This window comes from Streptomyces sp. CA-288835, assembly GCF_050936385.1.
GTDB lineage: Bacteria > Actinomycetota > Actinomycetes > Streptomycetales > Streptomycetaceae > Streptomyces.
This window is the reverse complement of record NZ_JBNJMW010000001.1, coordinates 4,988,576-5,009,402: the sequence shown is the minus strand read 5'-3', so window position 1 is coordinate 5,009,402 and position 20,827 is coordinate 4,988,576. Positions and strand designations below refer to the sequence as shown.

The 20,827-nt window shown below is 70.3% G+C and carries 18 protein-coding genes; 7 read left to right on the top strand and 11 right to left on the bottom strand.

What is annotated here, in order from left to right; translation table 11 throughout:
• The first annotated feature begins 81 nt into the window (after positions 1–81).
• A complete protein-coding gene (locus tag ACQEVY_RS22510) occupies positions 82–924 on the top strand; it encodes a hypothetical protein (RefSeq protein WP_432951223.1) in 843 nt (280 codons plus the stop codon).
• Between the two features lie 207 nt (positions 925–1,131).
• Here the strand turns inward: ACQEVY_RS22510 and ACQEVY_RS22505 are convergent, their stop codons facing one another.
• From ACQEVY_RS22505 to ACQEVY_RS22490, 4 genes are all read right to left on the bottom strand, one after another.
• Complete coding sequence (locus tag ACQEVY_RS22505; RefSeq protein ID WP_432951222.1) at positions 1,132–1,404, bottom strand: hypothetical protein; 273 nt, start codon at positions 1,402–1,404, stop codon at positions 1,132–1,134.
• 172 nt (positions 1,405–1,576) lie between these two features.
• On the bottom strand, positions 1,577–1,813 hold the full coding sequence (locus ACQEVY_RS22500) for a hypothetical protein (RefSeq protein WP_432951221.1): 237 nt from the start codon (positions 1,811–1,813) through the stop codon (positions 1,577–1,579).
• A 467-nt stretch (positions 1,814–2,280) separates the two neighbouring features.
• Positions 2,281–3,534, bottom strand: a complete 1,254-nt coding sequence (locus ACQEVY_RS22495; protein ID WP_432951220.1) for a helix-turn-helix domain-containing protein — start codon at positions 3,532–3,534, stop codon at positions 2,281–2,283.
• Positions 3,535–3,848: 314 nt separating this feature from the next.
• The gene (locus tag ACQEVY_RS22490) at positions 3,849–4,424 is read right to left on the bottom strand and encodes a TetR/AcrR family transcriptional regulator (protein WP_432951219.1); all 576 of its coding nucleotides are present in this window, start codon (positions 4,422–4,424) and stop codon (positions 3,849–3,851) included.
• A 168-nt stretch (positions 4,425–4,592) separates the two neighbouring features.
• Here ACQEVY_RS22490 and ACQEVY_RS22485 point away from each other — a divergent pair, with 168 nt between their 5' ends.
• Positions 4,593–6,350 carry an ABC transporter ATP-binding protein gene (locus tag ACQEVY_RS22485; RefSeq protein ID WP_432955348.1) on the top strand — a complete coding sequence of 586 codons (1,758 nt, stop codon included), beginning with the start codon at positions 4,593–4,595 and terminating at the stop codon, positions 6,348–6,350.
• A gap of 35 nt (positions 6,351–6,385) precedes the next feature.
• Here the strand turns inward: ACQEVY_RS22485 and ACQEVY_RS22480 are convergent, their stop codons facing one another.
• The 5 genes from ACQEVY_RS22480 to ACQEVY_RS22460 form a co-directional block, all read right to left on the bottom strand.
• Positions 6,386–7,204, bottom strand: coding sequence for a YceI family protein (locus ACQEVY_RS22480; protein ID WP_432951218.1), 819 nt, complete (start codon positions 7,202–7,204; stop codon positions 6,386–6,388).
• Between the two features lie 44 nt (positions 7,205–7,248).
• Entirely contained in the window at positions 7,249–9,594 is a 2,346-nt protein-coding gene (locus ACQEVY_RS22475; protein ID WP_432951217.1) for an MFS transporter, read from the bottom strand.
• A 236-nt stretch (positions 9,595–9,830) separates the two neighbouring features.
• Entirely contained in the window at positions 9,831–10,235 is a 405-nt protein-coding gene (locus ACQEVY_RS22470) for a peptidase M23 (RefSeq protein ID WP_432951216.1), read from the bottom strand.
• Positions 10,236–10,287: 52 nt separating this feature from the next.
• Positions 10,288–10,674 carry a hypothetical protein gene (locus tag ACQEVY_RS22465; RefSeq protein WP_432951215.1) on the bottom strand — a complete coding sequence of 129 codons (387 nt, stop codon included), beginning with the start codon at positions 10,672–10,674 and terminating at the stop codon, positions 10,288–10,290.
• Between the two features lie 158 nt (positions 10,675–10,832).
• The gene (locus tag ACQEVY_RS22460; RefSeq protein WP_432951214.1) at positions 10,833–11,813 is read right to left on the bottom strand and encodes a threonine ammonia-lyase; all 981 of its coding nucleotides are present in this window, start codon (positions 11,811–11,813) and stop codon (positions 10,833–10,835) included.
• 174 nt (positions 11,814–11,987) lie between these two features.
• Between ACQEVY_RS22460 and ACQEVY_RS22455 the strand changes: the two genes are divergently transcribed.
• Positions 11,988–12,938, top strand: a complete 951-nt coding sequence (locus ACQEVY_RS22455; RefSeq protein ID WP_432951213.1) for an SMP-30/gluconolactonase/LRE family protein — start codon at positions 11,988–11,990, stop codon at positions 12,936–12,938.
• Between the two features lie 126 nt (positions 12,939–13,064).
• Here the strand turns inward: ACQEVY_RS22455 and ACQEVY_RS22450 are convergent, their stop codons facing one another.
• Positions 13,065–13,724, bottom strand: coding sequence for a response regulator (locus ACQEVY_RS22450; protein ID WP_432951212.1), 660 nt, complete (start codon positions 13,722–13,724; stop codon positions 13,065–13,067).
• Entirely contained in the window at positions 13,712–14,986 is a 1,275-nt protein-coding gene (locus ACQEVY_RS22445) for a sensor histidine kinase (protein WP_432951210.1), read from the bottom strand. The genes ACQEVY_RS22450 and ACQEVY_RS22445 overlap by 13 nt, the downstream gene beginning before the upstream one ends.
• Before the next feature lie 205 nt (positions 14,987–15,191).
• Between ACQEVY_RS22445 and ACQEVY_RS22440 the strand changes: the two genes are divergently transcribed.
• Genes ACQEVY_RS22440 through polX form a run of 4 tightly spaced genes read left to right on the top strand, consistent with a single transcriptional unit; the run spans position 15,192 to position 20,682 of the window.
• The gene (locus tag ACQEVY_RS22440) at positions 15,192–15,566 is read left to right on the top strand and encodes a hypothetical protein (RefSeq protein WP_432951208.1); all 375 of its coding nucleotides are present in this window, start codon (positions 15,192–15,194) and stop codon (positions 15,564–15,566) included.
• On the top strand, positions 15,563–16,336 hold the full coding sequence (locus tag ACQEVY_RS22435; protein ID WP_432951206.1) for an ABC transporter ATP-binding protein: 774 nt from the start codon (positions 15,563–15,565) through the stop codon (positions 16,334–16,336). The genes ACQEVY_RS22440 and ACQEVY_RS22435 overlap by 4 nt, the downstream gene beginning before the upstream one ends.
• 5 nt (positions 16,337–16,341) lie before the next feature.
• Positions 16,342–18,879: an ABC transporter permease gene (locus ACQEVY_RS22430; RefSeq protein ID WP_432951204.1), complete on the top strand. Its 2,538-nt coding sequence runs from the start codon at positions 16,342–16,344 to the stop codon at positions 18,877–18,879.
• 54 nt (positions 18,880–18,933) lie between these two features.
• Positions 18,934–20,682 carry a DNA polymerase/3'-5' exonuclease PolX gene (polX, locus tag ACQEVY_RS22425; protein WP_432951202.1) on the top strand — a complete coding sequence of 583 codons (1,749 nt, stop codon included), beginning with the start codon at positions 18,934–18,936 and terminating at the stop codon, positions 20,680–20,682.
• Positions 20,683–20,827 lie beyond the last annotated feature (145 nt).

Genomic DNA, 20,827 nt, shown 5'->3' with positions numbered 1-20,827 from the left:
ACCGAGTCCGGGGCGGGCAACCTTGCCCGCCCCGGCGGCGACCTGTGTGTGAACCTCCGTCCCCCACCGGGAGGAATCGCCATGGGCAAGTACCTTGCGCGTCTGATCACCGTGTTAGCCGTGCTCATCGCCGCGGCCGGTGCGTTCGCTCCGCGTACCGAGGCCGCCGAGGAGTGGGATCCGCCCGCGGAACTGGTCCAGCCGCTGGATGAGGTGTGGAAGCACGTCGAGTCGACCTATCCCGACCTGTACGGCTTCCGCAATTACGGGTGGGACCAGATCATGGCCAACAAGGGGAGCGTCAACTACTGCGTCCGCTGGGAGTCCGACGCCCCCGTCAGCGCCGCGCTGCGCGACCGGATCCACGGCGCGCTGAAGAAGCAGTTCGGCAAGTGGATGGCCGCCATGGTCGACGGCGGTACGGGTCACAATGCCTGGCCGTACACCGAGGTTCCCGTCAACATCGTCGGCTGGGCCGTCAAGGACCGCTCCACCCTCCAGTGGAGCGACAACTCCGTCGACATCTACACCGGAATCCTGGACGAGGGCGGAGCCCCGCAGTGCGCGCCCGACTGCGGCCGCTTCTTCCACCAGGACGGCGACTACTCGCAGTGCCCCGGCGGCCCCGCCCGCCACTACGACCAGTCACTGTGGCTGACCAAGGGCTTCCAGGGCGGGGCCGGCGGTGACTGGGGTCAGCGGGTCGGCCAGGAGTACTTCACCGGCGCCCTGGACCAGGAGAACATCCACGTCTACCTGCACGAGGTCGGCCACACCTTCGGCCTCGACGACTTCTACGACTGGACTCCGACCGGCCAGTGCTGCTTCCTGATGAAGGCGGGCAGCGCCGGCCAGATCACGGAGTTCGACAAGTGGATGTTCCGCGACTTCTGGCGCCATCTGAAGAGTCGGTACGGCTACTGAGAGTTGAGACGCACTGCCGTCGGCGGCCGGACCGTGACCGGTCGCGCGTCTGGTCGCGCACAGCAGGGCGCCCCAACTGCACGTCTTGTTCGCGCAGTTGGGGGCGCTGCCCATGTCGGAGGGGGAGACCGGCACGGGTCATGCGTGCTGCCCTTGCGCCTCGCAGCGCCCAGGAAGCGGCAGCCGTCCGGTTGGTGCTGCGGGCGCTCAGGCGCCCTGGGTGTCGCACTCGCGGTAGGGGTTGTCTCCTGTCGGAGTCACGCGCCAGAACGTCTCCGCCATGGCCTTGTACTGCCGATGGGTGGGATTCAGGCCTGTGTGCTTCAACGCCCAGACCTCAACTGGCAGGCGCTCATCGTCGGTTGGCTGTGCCTGCGCCCCGCACGTCAGGCACTCCGCGGAGTAGATGCCCTGCGGACCGCCCTCGCCGGATTCCGGTCCAAGGGTCCATTGAGCCGCTTTGATGATCGAGCGCGTCATGAGGTCCCCCGGCCCTCTCGGCGTGCTGTGATGCAGAGCGGGCACTGGCACCGCGGGTACTTTCCCGACAGTTCCGGTACTGCCGTGGGCTTGACCGTGCGTGCCGGTCGTACGCAGATCCGGGCGCCTGTGGCGCGGTTGATCCGGTAGACAGCGATCGTCATAGCCATGATCACGCGTCCTCTCCGGTCGCCTCGCGCGATGACCGAGGGGGTCGTTCCCCGGTCCGCCCGATCCGTGCAAGGCGGTAGGCGCCCCACAGTTCCTGTCCGGTCTCGCAACCGTCCTGTGCTTTGGGGACGCCCTTGCAGCCGTCGCACTTCATCGTGTGCTCGACCCACAGGCGGTAGGTGCGCAGCATGGGAAGTTCGGCGCGCTGCACGGCTGCACCAACCCGTTCGCCGCTCATCGGGCGACCGCCCAAGGGTCTACCTGGACACCTGCACGGCCGGTCCTCGGTGTGATGCCCAGGTTGGCCACGTAAGGGCGGACCATGGCGCCCGTGTGCTCCCACAGGGCGGGCGGAAACCACTCGGCGAGCGGCTGTGCCTGGGACGCCTCCACGGGTGGGGCGGGCTGTTCCGCGCGGTGCCCGTGAACGACTGCGAGCCTCGCACCCAGCACGTTCGGTGTGAGTCGAGTAAGTGCCGCTGGAGGCGCTGCAGACCGCGCGATGCGGCTGTGCCTGCCGGGCGTACGGGGCCCGAACAGTAGGGCTCTCACCCGTTCGATGGCGTGTGATACGAATCGCATGTTGGCGCTCCTTCGCAGCGTCGACCGTGCCCCGGGACCGTCGTGAGCGGTCGCCGGGGTCTTCGTGGTCTTCGACCGTAGGAGCGGCGAGAGAGGGGTAGGGGCACAGATTGTGCCCCTACCTCATGCGGCCAACAGTCTGATTTTCACCGCGAGTTGGGACGCGCGGTGGCGGCGGGCCTGATCTTTGGACTCGGCTTCCTCAAGAACGATGCGCTTCGCGTATCCGTTGTACTTGATCGTCTCCGGTGCTGCCTGGTGCGCCTTCTCCAGCGTGGCGAGTGCGACGTCAGGTTGCCCGTCGAGCTGGTAGCCGCGGGCTTCCTCGATGCGGTGCCGGGCTCGTCGCGGCCTCGACTTGATCGTGTCCGCGTCTGCGGCGGCGGCCTGCCGTACGGACTCGCCGCCCTGGCGTAGTTCCACGGCGACGGTGACCGCGTGCGCGCCCATGATGGCGCGGGAGAACGACGTCACGGGGTGGTAGTAGTCCTCTGGAAGTCGCTCTGCCATGGCGCGCGCCCGGTCCCAATACCGCCATGCCGTGCCGGTCTCGGCCCGCCGGGCCGCGGTGTATCCGGCCTCGAAGACGAGGGCGCCCATGATGGCGAGCACATCGTCCGAAGCATCGGGCAGGAGCGGTTCGAGGTACGCCAGCGTCTCCAGATTGACAGCGTCGGCAGCGTCGAAATGCGCCGGCCCCGAGTCGCGATGTGCCTGCGCGGCCAGCCACGCGGCAACCCCGATGGCGTGTGGGTCCTCAGACTCCTGGGCGGCGACGAGGCCCCGATCGGCAACGCGCCACAACAGGGCAGCGTCCGGCTGGTAGGCCACGAAGAACTGACACAGCGAGTAGACCTCGGCGAGCACGGCCTGAGCCGCCCTGCGATCCGGGGCAGTCTCGGCCTGCCGCACGGCGAGTTGGGCATCCCGGATCAGATCCGGCAGCAACGCGCCGATCACCTCACGGTGGTTGGGGGCCTCGTGCCGGGCCTTCCAGGCGCGGGCGAGCCGCGCCTGAAGGTGCGCGGCCGGGGGCGCTTCCTGCTGAGTCGTGAGCGGGAAGGCATCGACCGCGGCTTTGACCGCGGAAAGTCGGGGGTGACCGGGGCCGGTGAACAAGTCGACGTGTACGGACTGGTCACCGGTGAGATCTGACAGGTTGCGGACGCGCAGCAGTTCGGCCACGCGCAGGATCGTCTCCAGCCTGGGCGTCTTCAGGCGTCCGGTCTCGATGCCCTTGACCCACGATCCGGATTTGCCGAGCAGTCCGCCCAACTGGTCGCGTGTCATACCCCTGCGGGTACGCAGGATCTGTAGGCGCTGGCCGAAGACCAGTGGATCGGCATACGGGTCGGGGGAAGCATCTTCGGACGACATGGCCTGGCCCCTCTCTGAACAGCTCGACATTGTCAGGGTATGGGTGCCGGTCCGCTCTCATGTCAGGATCCCGCTACGTCCGTCTCCCGCCCACGCGGTTCGCCCCTCGGTGCCCCGCTGCCAGTCGTGGACGCGGCCCGGGTCACGGTCATGACGGAGGCGGGCCTGCTGGACCGCGATCGCCGCGGCACGTCTGGTACTCCGTCAACCAGGACGGCCTGCGCCGCATCCTGGAGCCGGGGGAGGACAGGGAGCGCGCGGTGGCCTGACGATCTCGTAGGCATTCCGAGGTCGTACGGTCCTGGCCCTGGTCCTTACGGGCCTACGGCCTTGCGGAGTGTGTGCAGGCACAGGGTCAGGGCCGTATGCCTGGGGGTTTCGTAGTCGCGGGCCTGTTCCCAGGCCGTGTAGAGCAGGGCCCACAGGACGTTCTGGATCCAGTAGGCGTCGGGTTCGGGGTCGAGCGTGCCCTCCTCCTGGCCGCGGCGGATCAGGCGCAGGAGTGCCTTGTCGGCGGGGGTCTCCTCCTCCCAGCCGGACCAGTTCCTGAACTGGGGCATGTCAAACAGCAGCATGAGGCGGTCGCCGAGCTCGAAGAGTTCCTGGCAGAGCCGTTCCAGGGCCTTGAGGGCCGGGCCGTCCTCGAGCCGGGCCCGCTCGGTGGCCACCGCGACACTGTCGAGGACGTCCGTGCCGATGGCCGCCAGCAGGGCGGACCGCTCGGGGAAGTAGCGGTGAACGGTGGTACGCCCCACACCGGCGGCGGCCGCGACGTCGGCGAGCGACGCGGACTGGTCGGTGGACAGGAGCGAGACGGCGGCGTCGAGGATGGCGCGCCGGGTTCGCGCGCGCGTCCCGCTCTCGGTCACCGCGGTGCGGTCGTCACTCATGCCCATACGGTAGCGCCCCATTCCGGAGTGAAACTCGCTTGCCCTTAGTGGAACAGAGGTGTTCCACTCGGTGTCATGACTGTTCCCAAAACCACCGAGCAATCCACTGAGCAGGCCACGGAGCAATCCACTCCGCACTCCACTCAGCGGGACGCGGTCGCGCCACGCCTGCGTGTGCTGTGGTCGTTCGCCCGACCCCACCGAGCCGCCCTCGTACGAGGACTTTTACTGGCCCTGGTCGGGTCGGCGATGGGCCTTGCCACGCCGATGGTCACCAAGTGGGTGCTCGACGCGCTGGACGAGTCGGCCTCGCTGACCGGCCCCGTCGTCGCCCTGCTGGTGCTGCTCGTGGTCGGCGGCGGCGTCGGGTACTGGCAGTGGTCCATGCTCGGCGCGCTGGGGGAGCGCGTGGTGCTGGAGGCCCGCGAGTCGATGGTGCGGCGTTTCCTGCGGGCGACGGTGCCCGCCGTCACCCGGCGCCCGACCGGCGAACTGGTCACCCGCGTCACCTCCGACACGGTGCTCCTGCGCGAGGCCGCCACCAATGTGCCGATCGGCCTGATCAACGGCACGATCATGCTGGTGGGGACCTTGGTCCTGATGGGCGTTCTCGACCTCGTACTGCTCGGCACCACCGTGGCGGCGGTCGCCGTGATCGCCGTACTGTTCGCGGTCCTCATGCCGGGGATCGCCACGGCACAGCAGCGGGCCCAGGAGCACATCGGGCGGCTCGGCGGCGCACTCGAGGGCACGCTGCGGGCCATCCGTACGGTGAAGGTGAGCCGCGCAGAGGAACGTACGGCCGAGCGGATCGTGGCCGACGCGCGCTCGTCGGCCGAGTACGGCGTACGCGCGGTCCGCCGCGAGGCGCTGGCCTGGACGATCTCGTGGTCCGGCATCCAGCTGGCGATCATCGCGATCCTGGCCGTGGGCGCCTGGCGGGTCGGCGAGGGGCAGCTGGAGGTGTCCAGCCTGATCGCCTTCCTGCTGTACGCGTTCGGCCTCATGGAACCCATCACCGAACTCAGCCAGAACCTCACCGCACTCCAGTCCGGCATCGCCGCCGCGGAACGCATCCGCGAGACGGACGACCTGCAGACCGAGAGCCTGCGGACCGAGAGCTTGCGGACCGGGGATGTGCGGTCCTCCGGTCAGAGGCTTGAGGATGGTGACGACACCCCCGTACTGGAACTGAGGCAGGTCACCGCCGCCTACGGCCCCGACGCCGAGCCCGCCGTACGGGGCGTCGACCTGGCCGTCCCCCGGCACGGGCACACCGCGATCGTCGGCCCCTCGGGCGCGGGCAAAACGACCCTCTTCTCCCTCATCCTGCGCTTCCTGGAACCGACGGGCGGCGAACTCCTCCTGGACGGCCGCCCGTACCGCGACCACACCCACGACGACATCCGGGCACGACTGGCGTACGTGGAGCAGGACACCCCGATCGTCCCCGGCACGATTCGCGACAACCTGCTGCTCTCCCGCCCCGACGCGACGGACGACGAACTGCGCCGGGTCCTGCACGACGTCCGCCTGGCCGAGAAGATCGACACCCTCGACGAGGGCCTCGACACCCCCCTGTCGTCCACATCGGTCTCGGGCGGCGAACGCCAGCGCATAGCCCTGGCCCGAGCCCTGCTCCGCACCCCCGACGTCCTCCTCCTGGACGAGGCAACCGCCCAACTCGACGGCCTGACCGAAGCCGCCGTCCACGACTGCATCCGCTCCCGCGCCGCCACCGGCGCCGTGGTCACGATCGCCCACCGCCTGTCGACCGTGATCGACGCGGACACCATCGTGGTGATGGAGGCGGGCCGCATCCGCACCCGCGGCACCCACGACGACCTCCTGACAACAGACACCCTGTACCGCGAACTGGTAGAGGCCCTCCGCATCGCCGCGACCACGGCCCCGGCCGCACGGTGAGCTACTCCTGCTCCTGGCGTCGGCGGCCGTCGCCGTCACATTTGCGGCAGCCTCTCCCCCTGCACCGCCTGCACGTCCAGTGACACCTTCAGCGTCGCGCCGACCGCCGCGATGCCGGCCCGTACGACCTGGTTGTAGTTCATTTCGAAGTCCTCGCGGCGCAGTTCCGTCGTGGCGCGGAACGCCGCTCGTACCCCGCCCCAGGCGTCGGGGCCCGTGCCCAGGTAGGCGAGGTCGAGGTCTACGGGGCGTACGACGCCGTGGAGGGTGAGGTCGCCGTGGACGGTCCAGCGGTCCGGGCCTGTGGGGGTCAGGGCGGTCGAGTGGTACGTGATGTCCGGGCAGCGTTCGGCGTCCAGGAAGTCCGGTGACCTGAGGTGGTCGTCGCGCGTGCCGTTGCCGGTGTCGATCGAGGCGGCGCGGATGGACGCCTCGACCCGGGACTTGCCGGCGTCCTCCGCTATCTCGATACGCCCGCCGAAGTCGGTGAAACGGCCGTGCACGCTGGACAGGCCCAGATGCTGGGCCACCGCCTCCACCGAGGAGTGGGCCGGGTCGATCGTCCACGGGCCCGGAGGCGGCAGCTCGACGCCCGCCTGCCGGCCGAGGACGACCTGGCCGAGCTCCGCACGACCGCTCGCCGTGACGAGCGCGGTCGAGGCGGCGGGCGCGTACCCGATCGCGGTGACGATCGCCGTGTACGACCCCGGCTCGAGATGCGCGCCGTCCCTGACGGCGCCCTCGGCGTCCGCCTCGGCGCGCAGGATCTGCGTGCCGGTCATGTCGGTCACCGTGACCACCGCGTGCGGCACGGCCCAGCCGTCCCGGGTGCGTATCCGTGCGCTGAGTGCCATCGCGTGTCTCTTCTCTGCCGATCTCGAGTGCTCGCTGAGCCGAACTACTCGCCGACATGGGCGAGTTCGATGTCATGGCCGTCCACGCCGCCGCCGGAGACGGTCACCGCGGTGGCCTTCGGCGGGTAGCCGGTCGCCATGACCGTGTAGTCGCCGCTGTCCAGGTCGGAGAAGGCGTACGCCCCGTCGGCGCCGGTCGTCGTCGTGGCGACCACGTTGCCCGCGGCGTCCATCAGCGTGACCCGCGCGTCGCTCAGCGGAGCACCCGCGCCGCGCACCGTGCCCCGTACCTGCGCCCCGGGGTGGAGCTCGACCTCGACCCGGGTGGCCCCCGCACCGCCGATCTCGACGGGCAGCGCCAGCGGCCGGTGCTTGGCCGAGTTGACCGCGAGCGTCACCGTGCCCGGCACCAGGTCCGAGACGGTGAACTCGCCCATGGCATCCGTCTCCTCACTGGCCAGCACCTCGCCTCGCACATCCGTCACGATGACCACGGCCCCGGCGACCCGCACCCCGCTGTCCGCCGACCGCACCACGCCGGCCAGCCCGCTGGTACCGCTCAGCAGCACGTCGTACGTCACCGGCGCCTCGCCCACGACGACGGTCGAGGCCTGCGGCTGATAGCCGTCGGCGGCGGCGATCAGTACGTACGAACCGGCGCCCGGCGCCCGCACACCGTACGAGCCGTCGCCCTGAGCGACCGCCCGGCCGAGCTGCCGCCCCTCGAGGGAGATCAGCGTCACCGCGGCGCCGGACACGGGCGCGCTCTCCGCGCCACGGACGTGCCCGCGGACGGGGACGCCGCTCGTGTCGGCGCCGTCCAATGCCGCCGCGTCCAGGGACTGGCGGGGCCGCGGAAGGGTGACCGGCGCGCCTGAGTCGGCGTCAGCGTCGGCGGGGATGGCCGCGAGGGCGGCGTCGCCCGTGTCCCCGTCCCCCTCCCCGGCCGGCATCTCGGATGTCTCGGCCGCGACCGGCTGCCGCCGCGGAAGGAATGAGGCGAGCAGGAACGCGAGAAGGGCCGCGCCGACGCCGATCGCCAGGACCGCTTTGAAGCCGTCCTCGGAGGGAAGGGCGGTGGAGCCGAAGGTGGTGGTCATCTGCGCGAGGATGACGCCGGCGACCGCGCTGGCGACCGACGTACCGATGGACCGCATCAGGGTGTTGAGGCTGTTCGCGGCGCCCGTCTCGGACATCGGCACGGCGTTCATGATCAGCGCGGGCATCGAACCGTACGTGAAGCCGATACCGGCGCCGATGACGCAGGACACCAGGATGAAGTGCCAGACCTCGTCCATGAGCACGATGTTCAGCCCGTAGCCGCCGGCCACGATCAGGGAGCCGATCATCAGCGTCACCTTGGGGCCCTTGGCCTTGGAGACGGCCGCGGAGACCGGGGCCAGGGCCATCATCACGAGTCCCGACGGCGCCATGACCAGACCGGCGGCGAGCAGCGACTGACCCAGACCGTATCCGGTCGCCTCAGGCAACTGCAGGAGCTGCGGAATGACGAGGGACATCGCGAACATCGCGAAGCCGACGGCTATCGAGGCCAGGTTGGTGAACAGCACCTGACGACGCGCGGTGGTCCGCAGATCGACCAGCGGCTGCTTGGTACGCAGCTCGAAGACGCCCCACACCAGCAGGATCACGACGGCCGCACCGAACAGGCCGAGGATGGTGCCGCTGCTCCAGCCCCAGTCCCCGCCCTTGGAGATCGCCAGCAACAGGCACACCAGCCCCGCCGCCATCCCGACCGCACCGATCAGGTCGAACCGTCCTCCGGTGCGCACCTTGGACTCCGGTACGAGGGCCAGTACGAGCAACAGGGCGACGACACCCATGCCGGCCGAGGCCCAGAACAGTACGTGCCAGTCGAAGTTGTCGGCGATGAGCGCGGCGGCGGGCAGGCCGAGGGCGCCGCCGACGCCGAGCGATGCGCTCATCAGCGCGGTGGCGGAGCCGAGCCGTTCGGCGGGGAGTTCGTCGCGCATGATGCTGATGCCGAGCGGGATGACACCGGCCGACAGGCCCTGCAACGCGCGCCCGACGATCATCGGGGCCAGTGACTCGCTGAGGGCGGCCGTGACCGAACCCGCCACCAGCATGACCATGCTGACCAGCAGCATCCGGCGCTTGCCGTACATGTCGCCGAGCCGCCCCATCATCGGGGTCGCGACGGCGGCGGCGAGCAGGGTGGCGGTCACGGCCCAGGCGGTGTCGGACGCCGGGGCGTTCAGGAGGCTGGGCAGCTCCGGAACGATCGGAATGACCAGGGTCTGCATCAGCGAGACCACGATCCCGCCGAAGGCCAGCACCGCCACGACGACGTTCGGCCGCGGGGGCGCTGCCGCGCCGGGGGCGGCGGTGCGGGGTTGGGCGTGGGACATGGTCGGGCCTCCGGGTGGGCGCGGTGCGGTCGGTGTGCGCGGTTGGATAAAATGTAAGTACGTTGATTTAGTTAAGCAAGTTAAGGCGGGCTCGGGGTGGCGTGCTTGGCGAAGATTTGGGGCGGCGGGGGCCAGGGCCCGTGCCCCGGCGTCGCGTGACAGAAGCGGGACCCGTGGCCGGATCCCGCTTCTCGTCTTCTCGGTCTATGTCTCGTCTATACGTGCCTGTCAGGCGGTCAGCAGTCGGGGATGCCCTCGATCTTCTCGCCGCCGACCAGGTAGACGTTGCTGATGAACAGGCTGTCACTGCCGCCCGGCTTCTCGACGAGCGTCCACCAACTGCTGGTCCCCTGGCCCGGTTCGGTGACCGTGTCGCCCTGCTTCTGGCAGAAGCCGATCAGCGTCTCCTGGGACACCTTCGTCGGCGAGGGCGAGTTGACGTAGGGCTCCACGTGGAGGCGTACGTTCGTCGCCCAGACGTACACCTCCTTGGCCTCGATGGACGCCGGCCGGGTGCCCGCGGCGATGGCCTGCGGCCCGGTCAGGGTCAGCGCCCCGGCGGCGGCGATCCCCGCCGCGACGGCGACCTTGCGGCCGAGGGTTCCCTTGATACGTGCAGTGCGTGCAGTGCGGGTCTTCATGGTGCTCATCCCCCTTCGTTCTTGCTTCCTTACTTCCTTGCTCGCTCTTCGCTCACATTCCGCATTCCGGAACGTTCGGCAGCTTGTTGTCCGGGTGGTCGACGTAGTAGCTGGCCATCCAGCCGAGCATGTCGCCGCGCTCGACGAGCACCCACCACTCGTTGCCGCCGACGACCTGCCCCTGGTTCTGGCAGACCGCCTCGAACGGCTGGTTCGGCTGCAACTTCCCGACGACGCGCGGGCAGTTGGCGGTCGATGGGTTGTTGTCGCAGGTGGCAACGTCGTTCGGGTTGTCACGGACGTTCACGTCCGTGGCCCAGACGGTGAAGGTGGCCTGCGCCCCCGAGTCGGCCGCCGCAGCGGGACCGGCCGCGGCGACGGAACCCGCCAGAAGCGCAGCGCCGGCTGCCGCGCCGGCAAGTGCGGTACGTACGTTCATGTGCTTCTCCCCGTTGGTCGTTGACCGTGTGTGCCTTGCGCAGGGGACACGACGGGGGAGGACTTTCCGTATGACACAGGCAATTGTGACTTGCGTCACCCGACCCTGAATCGCCGTGCCTTGGTTCGCCGCCCAGCCGAGCATGTCCCGAGCGATCGTCAAGACTTCTGGATGGGAGCCGCGCCGACCCAACGGTGATAAGCGTCCATGTCGACGTTGCTGCCGCACACGATGGTGGCTACGTGTCGGCCGGCGAAGCGGTCATGGTCTTCGAGGATGGCCGCGATGCCGAGCGCGGCCGACGGTTCGACGACGAGGCCGCCGTGGTCGAGGAGCATCCGCATACCGGCGGTGATCGACGTCTCCTGGACCAGTACGGCGTCGTCGGCGACCAGGAGGAGGTCGTCCAGGACGGCCGGGATGGGACGCCGGCCGGCGACGCCGTCAGCGATGGTGTTGGTCGAGTCGGTGGTGACGACACGTCGTTGGCGCCACGAGTGTGTCAGGGCCGGTGCGCCCAGCGGCTGGACGCAGATCACCTCGACTTCGGGTGCCAATGCCTTCACCACATGACCCACGCCGGTGGCCAGTGCCCCGCCGCCGAGAGCAATCAGGACGGCGTCGAACGACGGCGCGGTGTCCACCAGTTCCAGGCCGATGGTCGCCGCTCCCTCGCAGGTCTCGATGTCCAGACTGTCTTCGAGTAGCCGGATGCCGTCGTAGCGCGCGATGGCCGCCGCCCGCTCGCGCGCCATCTCGTGGTCGCCCTCGACCAGCTCCAACCTGGCGTCCAGTGCGCGGATGCGATCAAGCTTTGCCCGAGTCGCAAAGCGGGACGCCACCACGGTGACGTCGAGCCCCCGGCCGCGACCGGACCAGGCGAGGGCCTGGCCGAGGTTGCCCGCACTGGCGCACACCACGGCTCGTGAGGCATTGTCGGCGAGCAGGCTCGCGACGACCTCGGTGCCGCGGGCCTTGAAGCTGCGGACCGGGTTGGCCGTTTCGAGCTTGATGCTCACCGTGCACCCGAGGTCGGGCTCCAGCGCCTCGCAGCGGTACAGCGGAGTATCGAGAAAAATCGGGTCGATCACCCGGCGGGCCGCCCGGATCCGAGCAGTGTCAAGGCGCGTCTCCTGCACGACACAGCAGCGTAGTGCCGCCAGTGCTCACAGGCACTCCACAGCGAAATCACAGGGGAACTCTGGTCGAGGGCGGGGCGTTCGAGCGGGCAGAGCGTTCTCAAGTGCTGTGCCAGTTTGATGAGTTGCTGAGGTCTTAGCGTTTCACCGCCGCTTTTATGGAGGTCCGGAACCATGTCCCCGAACCAAGGCCGGGTGTCCCGGCGTGCTGTTCTCGGCGGGGCTGCCGCCGCTCTCACGCTGGCTGCTGGTGCCGGTACGGCCAGTGCCGCTGCCGGGGTCGTCAAGAGTGCGTGGCCCAGCGAGTTTCCGTTGCCGGACGGGTGGTTGCCCGAGGGCATCACCATCGGGAGAAAGCCGTATGCCTATATGGGGTCCCGTGCGAACGGTGCCGTCTATCGCACCGATCTGCGGACCGGCAAGGGTGGTGTTCTGTTCGAGGGAGCCACCGGTACGGCGTCCATCGGGCTGAAGCTGGACCATGACGGGCTGCTGTACCTCGCCGGAGGCGCCGGCGGTACCGCGCGCATCGTCGACTCGCGCAGCGGCAAGCTCAAGGCCACGTATCAACTGACCGACAGCGCCGCCCCGTTCGTCAACGACGTCATTCTGCTCGGCGATCGCGCCTGGTTCACCGACTCGCGGCAGGCCGTGCTGTACGGCGTACCCCGCGGCCGGGGTGGCGAGGTGCGCAGTCTGCCGCTCGGCGGGGACTGGGTGCAGTTGCCCGACGTGAACAACGCCAACGGCATCGTCGACACCCCTGACGGCCGTGGGCTGATCGTCGTCAAGAGCACGCCGGGCGAGCTCTACCTCGTGAGTATCAAGACCGGCGAGGCGAAGAAGATCGCGCTGAAGGGGCAGGCCGATGTCGCCAACGGTGACGGGCTGGTCCGTATAGGCCGCACCTTGTACGTCGTGCAGAACCGGCAGAACCTGATCAGTGTCTGGGACCTCGATGCGAAGGTCACCACGGCCACGTTGAAGCGGACGATCACCGATCCGCGGTTCGATGTGCCGGCGACCGCCGCACGTTGGGGGGACCGGCTGTATCTCGTCAACGCGCGGTTCACCAGCCCTCAGACGCCGGAGACGACGTTCAACGCCGTTGCGGTGCCTGCCTAGGCGCTCCGCTGGAGATGCGGTGAGAAGCTGCGGCTCCGTCGTGGCTGGTCGCGCAGTTCCCCGCGCCCCTGAAGGGGCGCGGTACCGCACCGGTCTTCGGCAAGCCGCCTAGCCGGACACGTGTGGTCAGGCGCGGCGGCGTACGTCCTCCAGGTACTGGAGGACCGCGGCGACGCGTCTGTCCACCTGGTCGGTGGGGGACAGGTCGAGCTTGGCGAAGATGCTGCGGATGTGTTTGTGGACGGCGCCGTCCGTGACGACGAGGCGTTCGGCGATGGCGGAGTTGCCGAGGCCCTCGGCCATCAGGGCCAGTACGTCGCGCTCGCGGGGGCTGAGGCGTTCCAGGCGGGAGTCGTGGCGGCTGCGGGTGAAGAGCTGGGCGACGACCTCGGGGTCGATGGCGGTGCCTCCGTCCGCCACCCGCTGCAGGGCGTCCAGGAACTCCTCGACCCGCCCGACCCGCTCCTTGAGCAGGTAGCCGAGGCCGGTTACGCCGCCGGTGAGCAGTTCGTGGGCGAAGCTCTGCTCGACGTATGCGGACAGTACGAGCACGGCCAGGTCCGGGCGGCGGCGTCTGGCCTCGACGGCCGCGACGATGCCCTCGTCCGTGTGGGTCGGGGGCATCCGTACGTCGAGGATGGCGACGTCGGGCTTGTGTTCCTCGATGGCGTCGAGGATGCCGTCGGCCGTGCCGGCGGTGGCCACCACGTCCAGTGACTCCGCCCGCAGCAGCAGGGCGAGCCCTTCGCGCAGCAGGGGGTCGTCCTCGGCGATCACGATCCGCATGGGAGGTCCACCTCTAGGGTTGTGGGCCCGCCGGGCGGGCTGGTGAGGGTGAGGGTGCCGTCGTGGGCCGCGATGCGGCGGCGCATGCCGGTCAGGCCGGAGCCGCCGGTTTCGTCCGCGCCGCCCCGGCCGTCGTCCCTGATGTGCAGGTTCAGTCGGCCGTCGTGGCTGTGGACGGTGACGGTGGCGTGCTGGGCGTGGCTGTGTTTGGCGATGTTGGTGAGGGCTTCGGCCACGATGAAGTAGGCGGTCGCCTCGACGGAGACCGCGCATCTCGCGGGTGTGTCGACGTCGACGCGGCAGGGCACCGGGCAGTCCGCGGCAAGACCGTTCAGCGCGCCTTCGAGTCCCCGGTCGTCCAGGACCGGCGGCAGGATGCTCCGGGACACCGAGCGCAGTTCGGCCAGCGCGCCCTCGGCGGCGCTCTGGGCGCGCTCCAGGATTTCGTCGGCGCCCGCCGGGTCGCGGGCCACCATACGGCGGGCGGCGCCGAGCAGGACGGTGACGTTGACGAGCCGGTTCTGCGTGCCGTCGTGCAACGAGCGCTCGATACGGCGCAGTTCGGTCGCGTGGGCGTCGAGGGCGGCGGCCCGGGTGGCGGTCAGCTCGGCGACCCGGAGGGACAGGTCCGCGTCGGGCCCTGCGGACAGCAGCCGACGGCCCGGCAGCGCCTGCAGCCGTGCCATGCCCGGCCCGAGCCCCACCATGATGGCGATCCAGGCCAGGCCCAGGGGGACCACGGCCAGGGCGTCCCCCCAGGTCTGCGCGTTGCCCAGACCGATGGACGTGCTCGACGCGTCCTCGGGAGCGAACGGATACAGCAGCGGGAACGCGATGTCGCGGGCCGCGAGCACCGGCAACAGCACACCGATCAAGCCAAGGAGCAGCCCCAGGGTCGCGTGCGTGGCCAGCCAGCCCAGCTCCCGCCGGGTGCCGGGGTCGGCGAGGGCCGGGCGCAGCTCGGTCGGTGCGGTTCCCGGGCCGATCAGCTCCGGGCCCCAACGGGTGAGCCGGTCGCGTTCGCGGTCGGCGACGGCGTGCAGGGCGCGCAGGGCGGCGGGCGCCATCAGCAGCCCCACGCCCAGCAGGGAGGCCACGGCGCTGACGGTCACCAGGAGGAAGGCGGCCAGCGCCAGCACGGCCGTACCGAATCCGCCGGCGAGCTTTTCGAGCGCCATGAGGGCGGCGCCGGCCGACCGGACAACGATGTCCCGGATACGGGTCTTTGGGGCGCCGTCAGATACGTACTGCTGGCTCGGCATGGGCTCCTCCTAGGGCAATGACCATAGGCGGCTGACCAGTTGGACGTCAGCTCAAGGGGGAGGGAAGTCGCGGAAAGTACAGCCTGCTGTACCTCGAACCGGGCGGCAGGCGGGCTCGGCCGCGAGGGGTCGCGATTCATAGCGTCGGTGACGACAACGCAACCGGCCGCGAACCTCCGCGGCGAGCAGGAAGAGGAGCCCGAAAATGACCGACCCCTACCGCCTCACCACCGCCTCCGGGACCTACGCCAACCCGGCCGCCAGCCCGTCCGCCAACCAGTCCGGGACCACGCACGCCAACCCGGCCGTCGACCACTACGCCGAGACCATCGGCGGGCCGGTCCCCGCCTCCCAGCCGCGCCCCGCCATCGAGGCGCACCCCGCCGGCGAGCCGCTCACCGTCGTCACCGGGAGCGGAATCGCTCGTGTCCTTCTCTGGGTGCTGCTGGTGATCAGCGCGATCGGCAACATGGTGGCCACGTACGCCGCCCTCGGCACCCCGGCCCACCTCGCCTTCGGCACCGTCACCGCGCTCACCCTGATCGCACTGGTCGTTCAGCGCCTGCGGGGTCGTCGATGAGCAAGCTCACCAAGGGAGTTGAGGCCTCCTCGGCGGCTCCGGCCTCGGAGCACACTCCCGCCATCGCGCTCGCGCATGTCGGGAAGACGTATCCCGGGGGCGTACGGGCCCTCGACGACGTGTCGTTGACCGTCGAACGCGGCACCTTTCTCGCCGTGATGGGCCCGTCGGGGTCCGGCAAGAGCACGTTGATGCACTGTGCGGCGGGTCTGGACGCCCCGACCGTCGGCAGTGTCCGTATCGACGGTTACGAGATCGCGGGCCTGAACGAGACCCGCCGGACCGAACTGCGCCGTGAGCGCATCGGCTTCGTGTTCCAGTCGTACAACCTGGTGCCCTCGCTCAGCGTCTCCGACAACATCACGCTGCCGCTGCGTCTCGCGGGCCGGGCCCCGGACCACGAGTGGCTGAGGACGCTGATCGAACGCGTCGGTCTTGGCGACCGGCTGACGCACCGGCCCGCCGAGCTGTCCGGCGGGCAGCAGCAACGGGTCGCGATCGTACGGGCGTTGGCGGCCAAGCCCGCCGTGGTGTTCGCCGACGAGCCGACCGGGGCGCTGGATCTGCGCAGCGCCCATGAGGTCCTGCATCTGCTGCGCGACCTCGTCGACGAGCTGCGCCAGACGGTGGTCATGGTCACGCACGATCCTGCCGCCGCCGCCCAGGCTCACCAGGCCGTGGTGATGGCCGACGGGCGGATCGTGGACACGTTGCACACGCCCACCGCCGCCGAACTGGCCGCCCGTCTCGTCGCATTGGGAGAGGGCTGAGCGGCATGTGGTACTTCGCGGTGCGGATGGCTCGGCATCGGGTCGCCGCCTTGGTGGCGGTGGCGTGTGCGGTGCTCGGGGGTGCGGTGCTGGTCACCGGGACCGGGGTGCTGGCCGAGTCCGGGCTGCGGTCGCAGTTGCCGGCCGGGCGGCTCGCGGGAGCGGACGTCGTGGTGTCGGCGGATCAGACCTTCCGGCCGGGTGGGGATCTGCCGATCGCGTTGCCGGAGCGGGGGACGGTTCCGGCCCAAGTAGCTGACCGGCTGGGCGAGTTGCCCGCGGTTACGGACGTGATCAGTGACGTCAGCTTCCCCGCGGCGCTCCTCGACGGGGACGGCGGGGTCGTACCGGGTGAGGATCCGAAGACGGCCGGGCACGGCTGGTCCTCCACCGGGCTGCTTCAGGATGCGCCGGTCGACGGCCGGAAGCCGGAGGGTTCCGGTGAGGTCGCCGTGGACCGTGAGATGGCCGCCGCCGCGGGGGTCCGGGCGGGCGACCGGGTCGAGGTCGTCGCGGCCGGGCGGGACGCCGCCGAGTACCGCGTCTCCGGGGTCGTCGACGCGCCCGGAGCCGGAGTCTTCTTCACCGACGCGACGGCCGGGCGGCTGGCCGGGCGCGACAGCGGAGCCCGCGCCGGGACCGTCGACCTGATCGGGCTGCGTACCGAGACCGGCGCCGCCGACTCCGTCGCCCGGGCCGTCCGCGAACAACTGCGCGACACAGAGCTGGTGGTGGCCACCGGCGAGGACCGGGGCGACCTCGCCGCTCCCGACGCCGTGGCCTCGCGCACACTCCTCATCCTGCTCGCCGGCTCACTCGCCGGGATCGTCGTGCTGATCACCGGGTTCGTCATGGCCGGCGCGCTGGGCGTCGCGATCGCCGGGCAGCGCCGCGAACTGGCCCTGATGCGGGCCGTCGGCGCCACCCCGAAACAGATCCGCAGGCTCGCCGCGTCCCAGGCCACGGTGATCGCGGCCGTGGCGCTCGTACCCGGGGCCGCCCTCGGCTATCTGCTGGCCGGACAGTTCCGGCAACAGCTCGTCGAACGCGGCGTGCTCCCCGACGCCCTGCCCCTGACCTTCAGCCCACTGCCCGCGCTGGCCACCGCCCTCCTGCTGGCCGCCGCCGTCCAGTTGTCCGCGCGGGGCGCCGCCTGGCGTACGTCGCGGCTGCCCGCCACGGAGGCGGTCGCCGAGTCGCGCAGCGAACCCCGTGAGCCGTCCCGCATCCGCACCCGTAGCGGACTGCTGCTCATCCTCGCCGCGACGACCCTGTCGGTCGTACCGCTGCTCTCGAGGACCGTGCTCGGCGCGGCCGCCACCTCCATGGCCGGCGTCATCGGCGCGATCGGCCTCGCGTTGGTAGGCCCCGCCCTCGTCAAGCGCGTCGGCGACACCCTGGCGCGGCGCCTGCGGCCGGGCACCGACGCGCCGACCTGGCTGGCCGTGGCCAACGTCCGCGGGTACGCCCTGCGCATCGCCGGCATCGTCAGCACCCTCGCGATGGCGGTCGTGTTCGTGCTGACGTACACCCTCGCCCAGACCACCGTGATGACGGCCACCTCGGACGACGTCCGCACCGGCACCCTCGCCCAGCAACGCCTGACCGCACCGGCCCTCGGCGCACTGCCGGCGGACACGCTCGACGCGGTACGGGAGACCTCCGGCGTACGGGCGGCGGCCCCCGTCGGCAGTACGACCGTGGTCTGGCCCTACAAGCTCCTCGGCGAGGACGAGGTCGAGGCCTCCTCCGCGATGATCCTCCCTCCGGACTCGTGGAGCGTCCTGGACCTGGACGTACGGTTCGGCAGCCTGGCCGGGCTCACCGGCGACACCGTCGCCGTCAGCAGCGACGTCGCCCGCTCCCGCGGCGCCGGACTCGGCCAGCGGGTCGGCCTCATCCTCGGCGACAGCACCCGCGTGACGGCCCAGGTCGTCGCCATCTACGACCGCGGACTCGGCTTCGGCCCGGTCGCGCTCTCCCGCGACCTCGCGGCGGGCCACACCACGACGGGCCTCGACGAGAGCATCCTCGTCCGCACGGACGGTACGGAGGCGGCGCAGCGCGAGCTCGCGGCGCTCGCCGGGTCCCGGCCTGGCCTGACGCTGGAGCCCACCGACCCCGGAACCGGCGGCGGTCTGAGCGAGGCCCCGCCCGAGGTGTGGGTCAACCTGGCCACCATCGTCGTCCTCCTCGGCTACCTCCTCCTCAGCATCGCCAACAAGCTCGTCGCCACCACCGTCCAGCGCCGCGCCGAGATCGCCACCCTCCGCCTGAACGGCACCACCCCACGTCAGATCCGCACCATGATGCGCCGCGAAGCCGCGGTGATCGGCGCCGCCGCCCTCACCGCGGGCCTGGCCCTGGCCGCGATCCCGCTCACCCTCCTGGGTATCGGCTTCCTGGACCGTCCCTGGCCCGCGGGCCCGGTCTGGCTGCTGCCCGCCACGGCGCTCACGATCATCAGCCTCGCCTTCGTCACCATCGAGCTGCCCACCCGACGGGCTCTGCGCACGGCTCCCGCCGAAGCACTCGGGCCGTGAGTAGGCCATGAGTAGGCCATGAATAGTCCGGCCGTGGATGCCTACTCTGAAGGTGTGGCTCGTTCCAACGACGAGGTCGCCGCCCTGTTCCAGGAGTACGCGGACCTGATCTCGATCACCGGAGGAGACGCGTACCGCACGCGCGTCTACGAGAAGGCCGCGCGCTCGATCGGCGGCTACCACGCCGACGTGTCCACCCTCGACGTCAAGGGCCTCCAGGAGATCCCCAACGTCGGCAAGTCCACCGCCGAGAAGATCCTCGAGTACTTCCGCAGTGGCAGCGTCTCCGCCGTCGAGGAGCTGCGGTCGCGGATCCCCGCCGGGGTCCGGCGGCTGACGGAGATCCCCATGCTCGGCCCGAAGAAGGCCTGTGTGCTCTACGAGGAGCTGGGCATCTCCTCCGTCGAGGAGCTGGCCGACGCCATCCACGAGGAACGGCTGCGCGACCTGAAGGGCTTCGGACCGAAGACGGAGGAGAACATCCTCCACGGCATCGAACTCCTCCAGTCCTCCGGCGACCGCGTCCTGCTCGACGTCGCCATGGACGTCGCCGACGACATCGTCACCGAACTGTCCGCCATCACCGGCTGCCGGCGCTGCACGTACGCCGGCTCCCTGCGCCGCTTCCGCGAGACGATCGGCGACATCGACGTACTCGCCGCGGCGGACAGTTCGGCGCGGCTGATGCGGGCGTTCACCGAGCTGCCGTACGTCTCCGAAGTCATCGCACACGGCGAGAAGAAGACGTCGATCCGCACCACCAAGGGCCTGTCCGTGGACCTGCGCGTCGTACCGCCGGACTCGTGGGGAGCGGCCCTGCAGTACTTCACCGGCTCGAAGGCGCACAACATCCGCACCCGCGAACGGGCCGTGCACCAGAAGCTCAAGCTCTCCGAGTACGGGCTGTTCGACGCCGAGAGCGGCGAGAAGATCGTCTCCGAGACCGAGGAGGAGGTGTACGCCCGGCTCGGCCTGCCCTGGATCCCGCCGACGCTGCGCGAGGACCGCGGCGAGATCGAGGCGGGGCTCCACGGTGAACTACCGGACCTGGTCGAGGAGTCGGACATCAAGGGCGACCTGCACACGCACACCGACCTCACCGACGGACTCGCCCCACTGGAGGAGATGATCGAGGCGGCGGCCGGGCGTGGCTACGCGTACTTCGCGATCACCGACCACGGCCCCAACCTCTACATGCAGCGGATGACCGACGAACGGATGCTGGCCCAGCGGGAGCGCGTACGGTCCCTGGACGGCACGTATCGCACCCGTGGCCGGCGCGGCGGCCTGCGCCTGCTGCACGGAGCCGAGCTCAACATCGACCCAGAGGGTGAGGTGGACTGGCCGGCGGACTTCCTGTCCGGCTTCGACCTGTGCGTGGCCTCCGTGCACTCGCACTTCAACCAGGGGCGCGAGGCGCTGACCCGACGCCTCGTCCGGGCCTGCGAGAACCCGTACGTCAACATCATCGGGCACCCCACGACCCGCATCATCGGCAAGCGGCCGGGGGTCGACGCCGACCTCGACGCGGTCTTCGCCGCCTGCGCGCGGACCGGTACGGCCCTGGAGATCAACGCCCATCCGGACCGGCTCGACCTGCGGGACGAGGACATTCTGCGGGCGCGGCGGCACGGGGTGAAGTTCGCCGTCGACAGCGATGCCCATGCCACTCTGCACCTGGCCAACATGCGCTATGGCGTGGGCACGGCGCAGCGGGGTTGGCTCACCAAGGATGACGTGATCAATACGTGGCCGGAGGCGCGGCTGCGGCGGTTCTTGCGTAAGGAGGCGGCGGGGCGCTGAGGCGGTCGCGGATGCCTCGCGGGAGCGCTTGGGCGGAGTGCCCCCGGCTTGAGGGTAGTGCCAGCCCTACCTTCGGTTCGGGAGTGGGCGTCATCGTGCTTGTGAGCTGGTGGCGGCAGGGTTTGGAGCAGTTGATCCCAGAGGT

Excerpts from the sequence above, each read along its gene's own strand:
- ACQEVY_RS22510 (WP_432951223.1), top strand. The coding sequence starts at position 82 with ATGGGCAAGTACCTTGCGCGTCTGATCACCGTGTTAGCCGTGCTCATC.
- ACQEVY_RS22505 (WP_432951222.1), bottom strand. The coding sequence starts at position 1,404 with ATGACGCGCTCGATCATCAAAGCGGCTCAATGGACCCTTGGACCGGAA.
- ACQEVY_RS22500 (WP_432951221.1), bottom strand. The coding sequence starts at position 1,813 with ATGAGCGGCGAACGGGTTGGTGCAGCCGTGCAGCGCGCCGAACTTCCC.
- ACQEVY_RS22495 (WP_432951220.1), bottom strand. The coding sequence starts at position 3,534 with ATGTCGTCCGAAGATGCTTCCCCCGACCCGTATGCCGATCCACTGGTC.
- ACQEVY_RS22490 (WP_432951219.1), bottom strand. The coding sequence starts at position 4,424 with ATGAGTGACGACCGCACCGCGGTGACCGAGAGCGGGACGCGCGCGCGA.
- ACQEVY_RS22480 (WP_432951218.1), bottom strand. The coding sequence starts at position 7,204 with ATGGCACTCAGCGCACGGATACGCACCCGGGACGGCTGGGCCGTGCCG.
- ACQEVY_RS22475 (WP_432951217.1), bottom strand. The coding sequence starts at position 9,594 with ATGTCCCACGCCCAACCCCGCACCGCCGCCCCCGGCGCGGCAGCGCCC.
- ACQEVY_RS22470 (WP_432951216.1), bottom strand. The coding sequence starts at position 10,235 with ATGAAGACCCGCACTGCACGCACTGCACGTATCAAGGGAACCCTCGGC.
- ACQEVY_RS22465 (WP_432951215.1), bottom strand. The coding sequence starts at position 10,674 with ATGAACGTACGTACCGCACTTGCCGGCGCGGCAGCCGGCGCTGCGCTT.
- ACQEVY_RS22455 (WP_432951213.1), top strand. The coding sequence starts at position 11,988 with ATGTCCCCGAACCAAGGCCGGGTGTCCCGGCGTGCTGTTCTCGGCGGG.
- ACQEVY_RS22450 (WP_432951212.1), bottom strand. The coding sequence starts at position 13,724 with ATGCGGATCGTGATCGCCGAGGACGACCCCCTGCTGCGCGAAGGGCTC.
- ACQEVY_RS22445 (WP_432951210.1), bottom strand. The coding sequence starts at position 14,986 with ATGCCGAGCCAGCAGTACGTATCTGACGGCGCCCCAAAGACCCGTATC.
- ACQEVY_RS22440 (WP_432951208.1), top strand. The coding sequence starts at position 15,192 with ATGACCGACCCCTACCGCCTCACCACCGCCTCCGGGACCTACGCCAAC.
- ACQEVY_RS22435 (WP_432951206.1), top strand. The coding sequence starts at position 15,563 with ATGAGCAAGCTCACCAAGGGAGTTGAGGCCTCCTCGGCGGCTCCGGCC.
- ACQEVY_RS22430 (WP_432951204.1), top strand. The coding sequence starts at position 16,342 with ATGTGGTACTTCGCGGTGCGGATGGCTCGGCATCGGGTCGCCGCCTTG.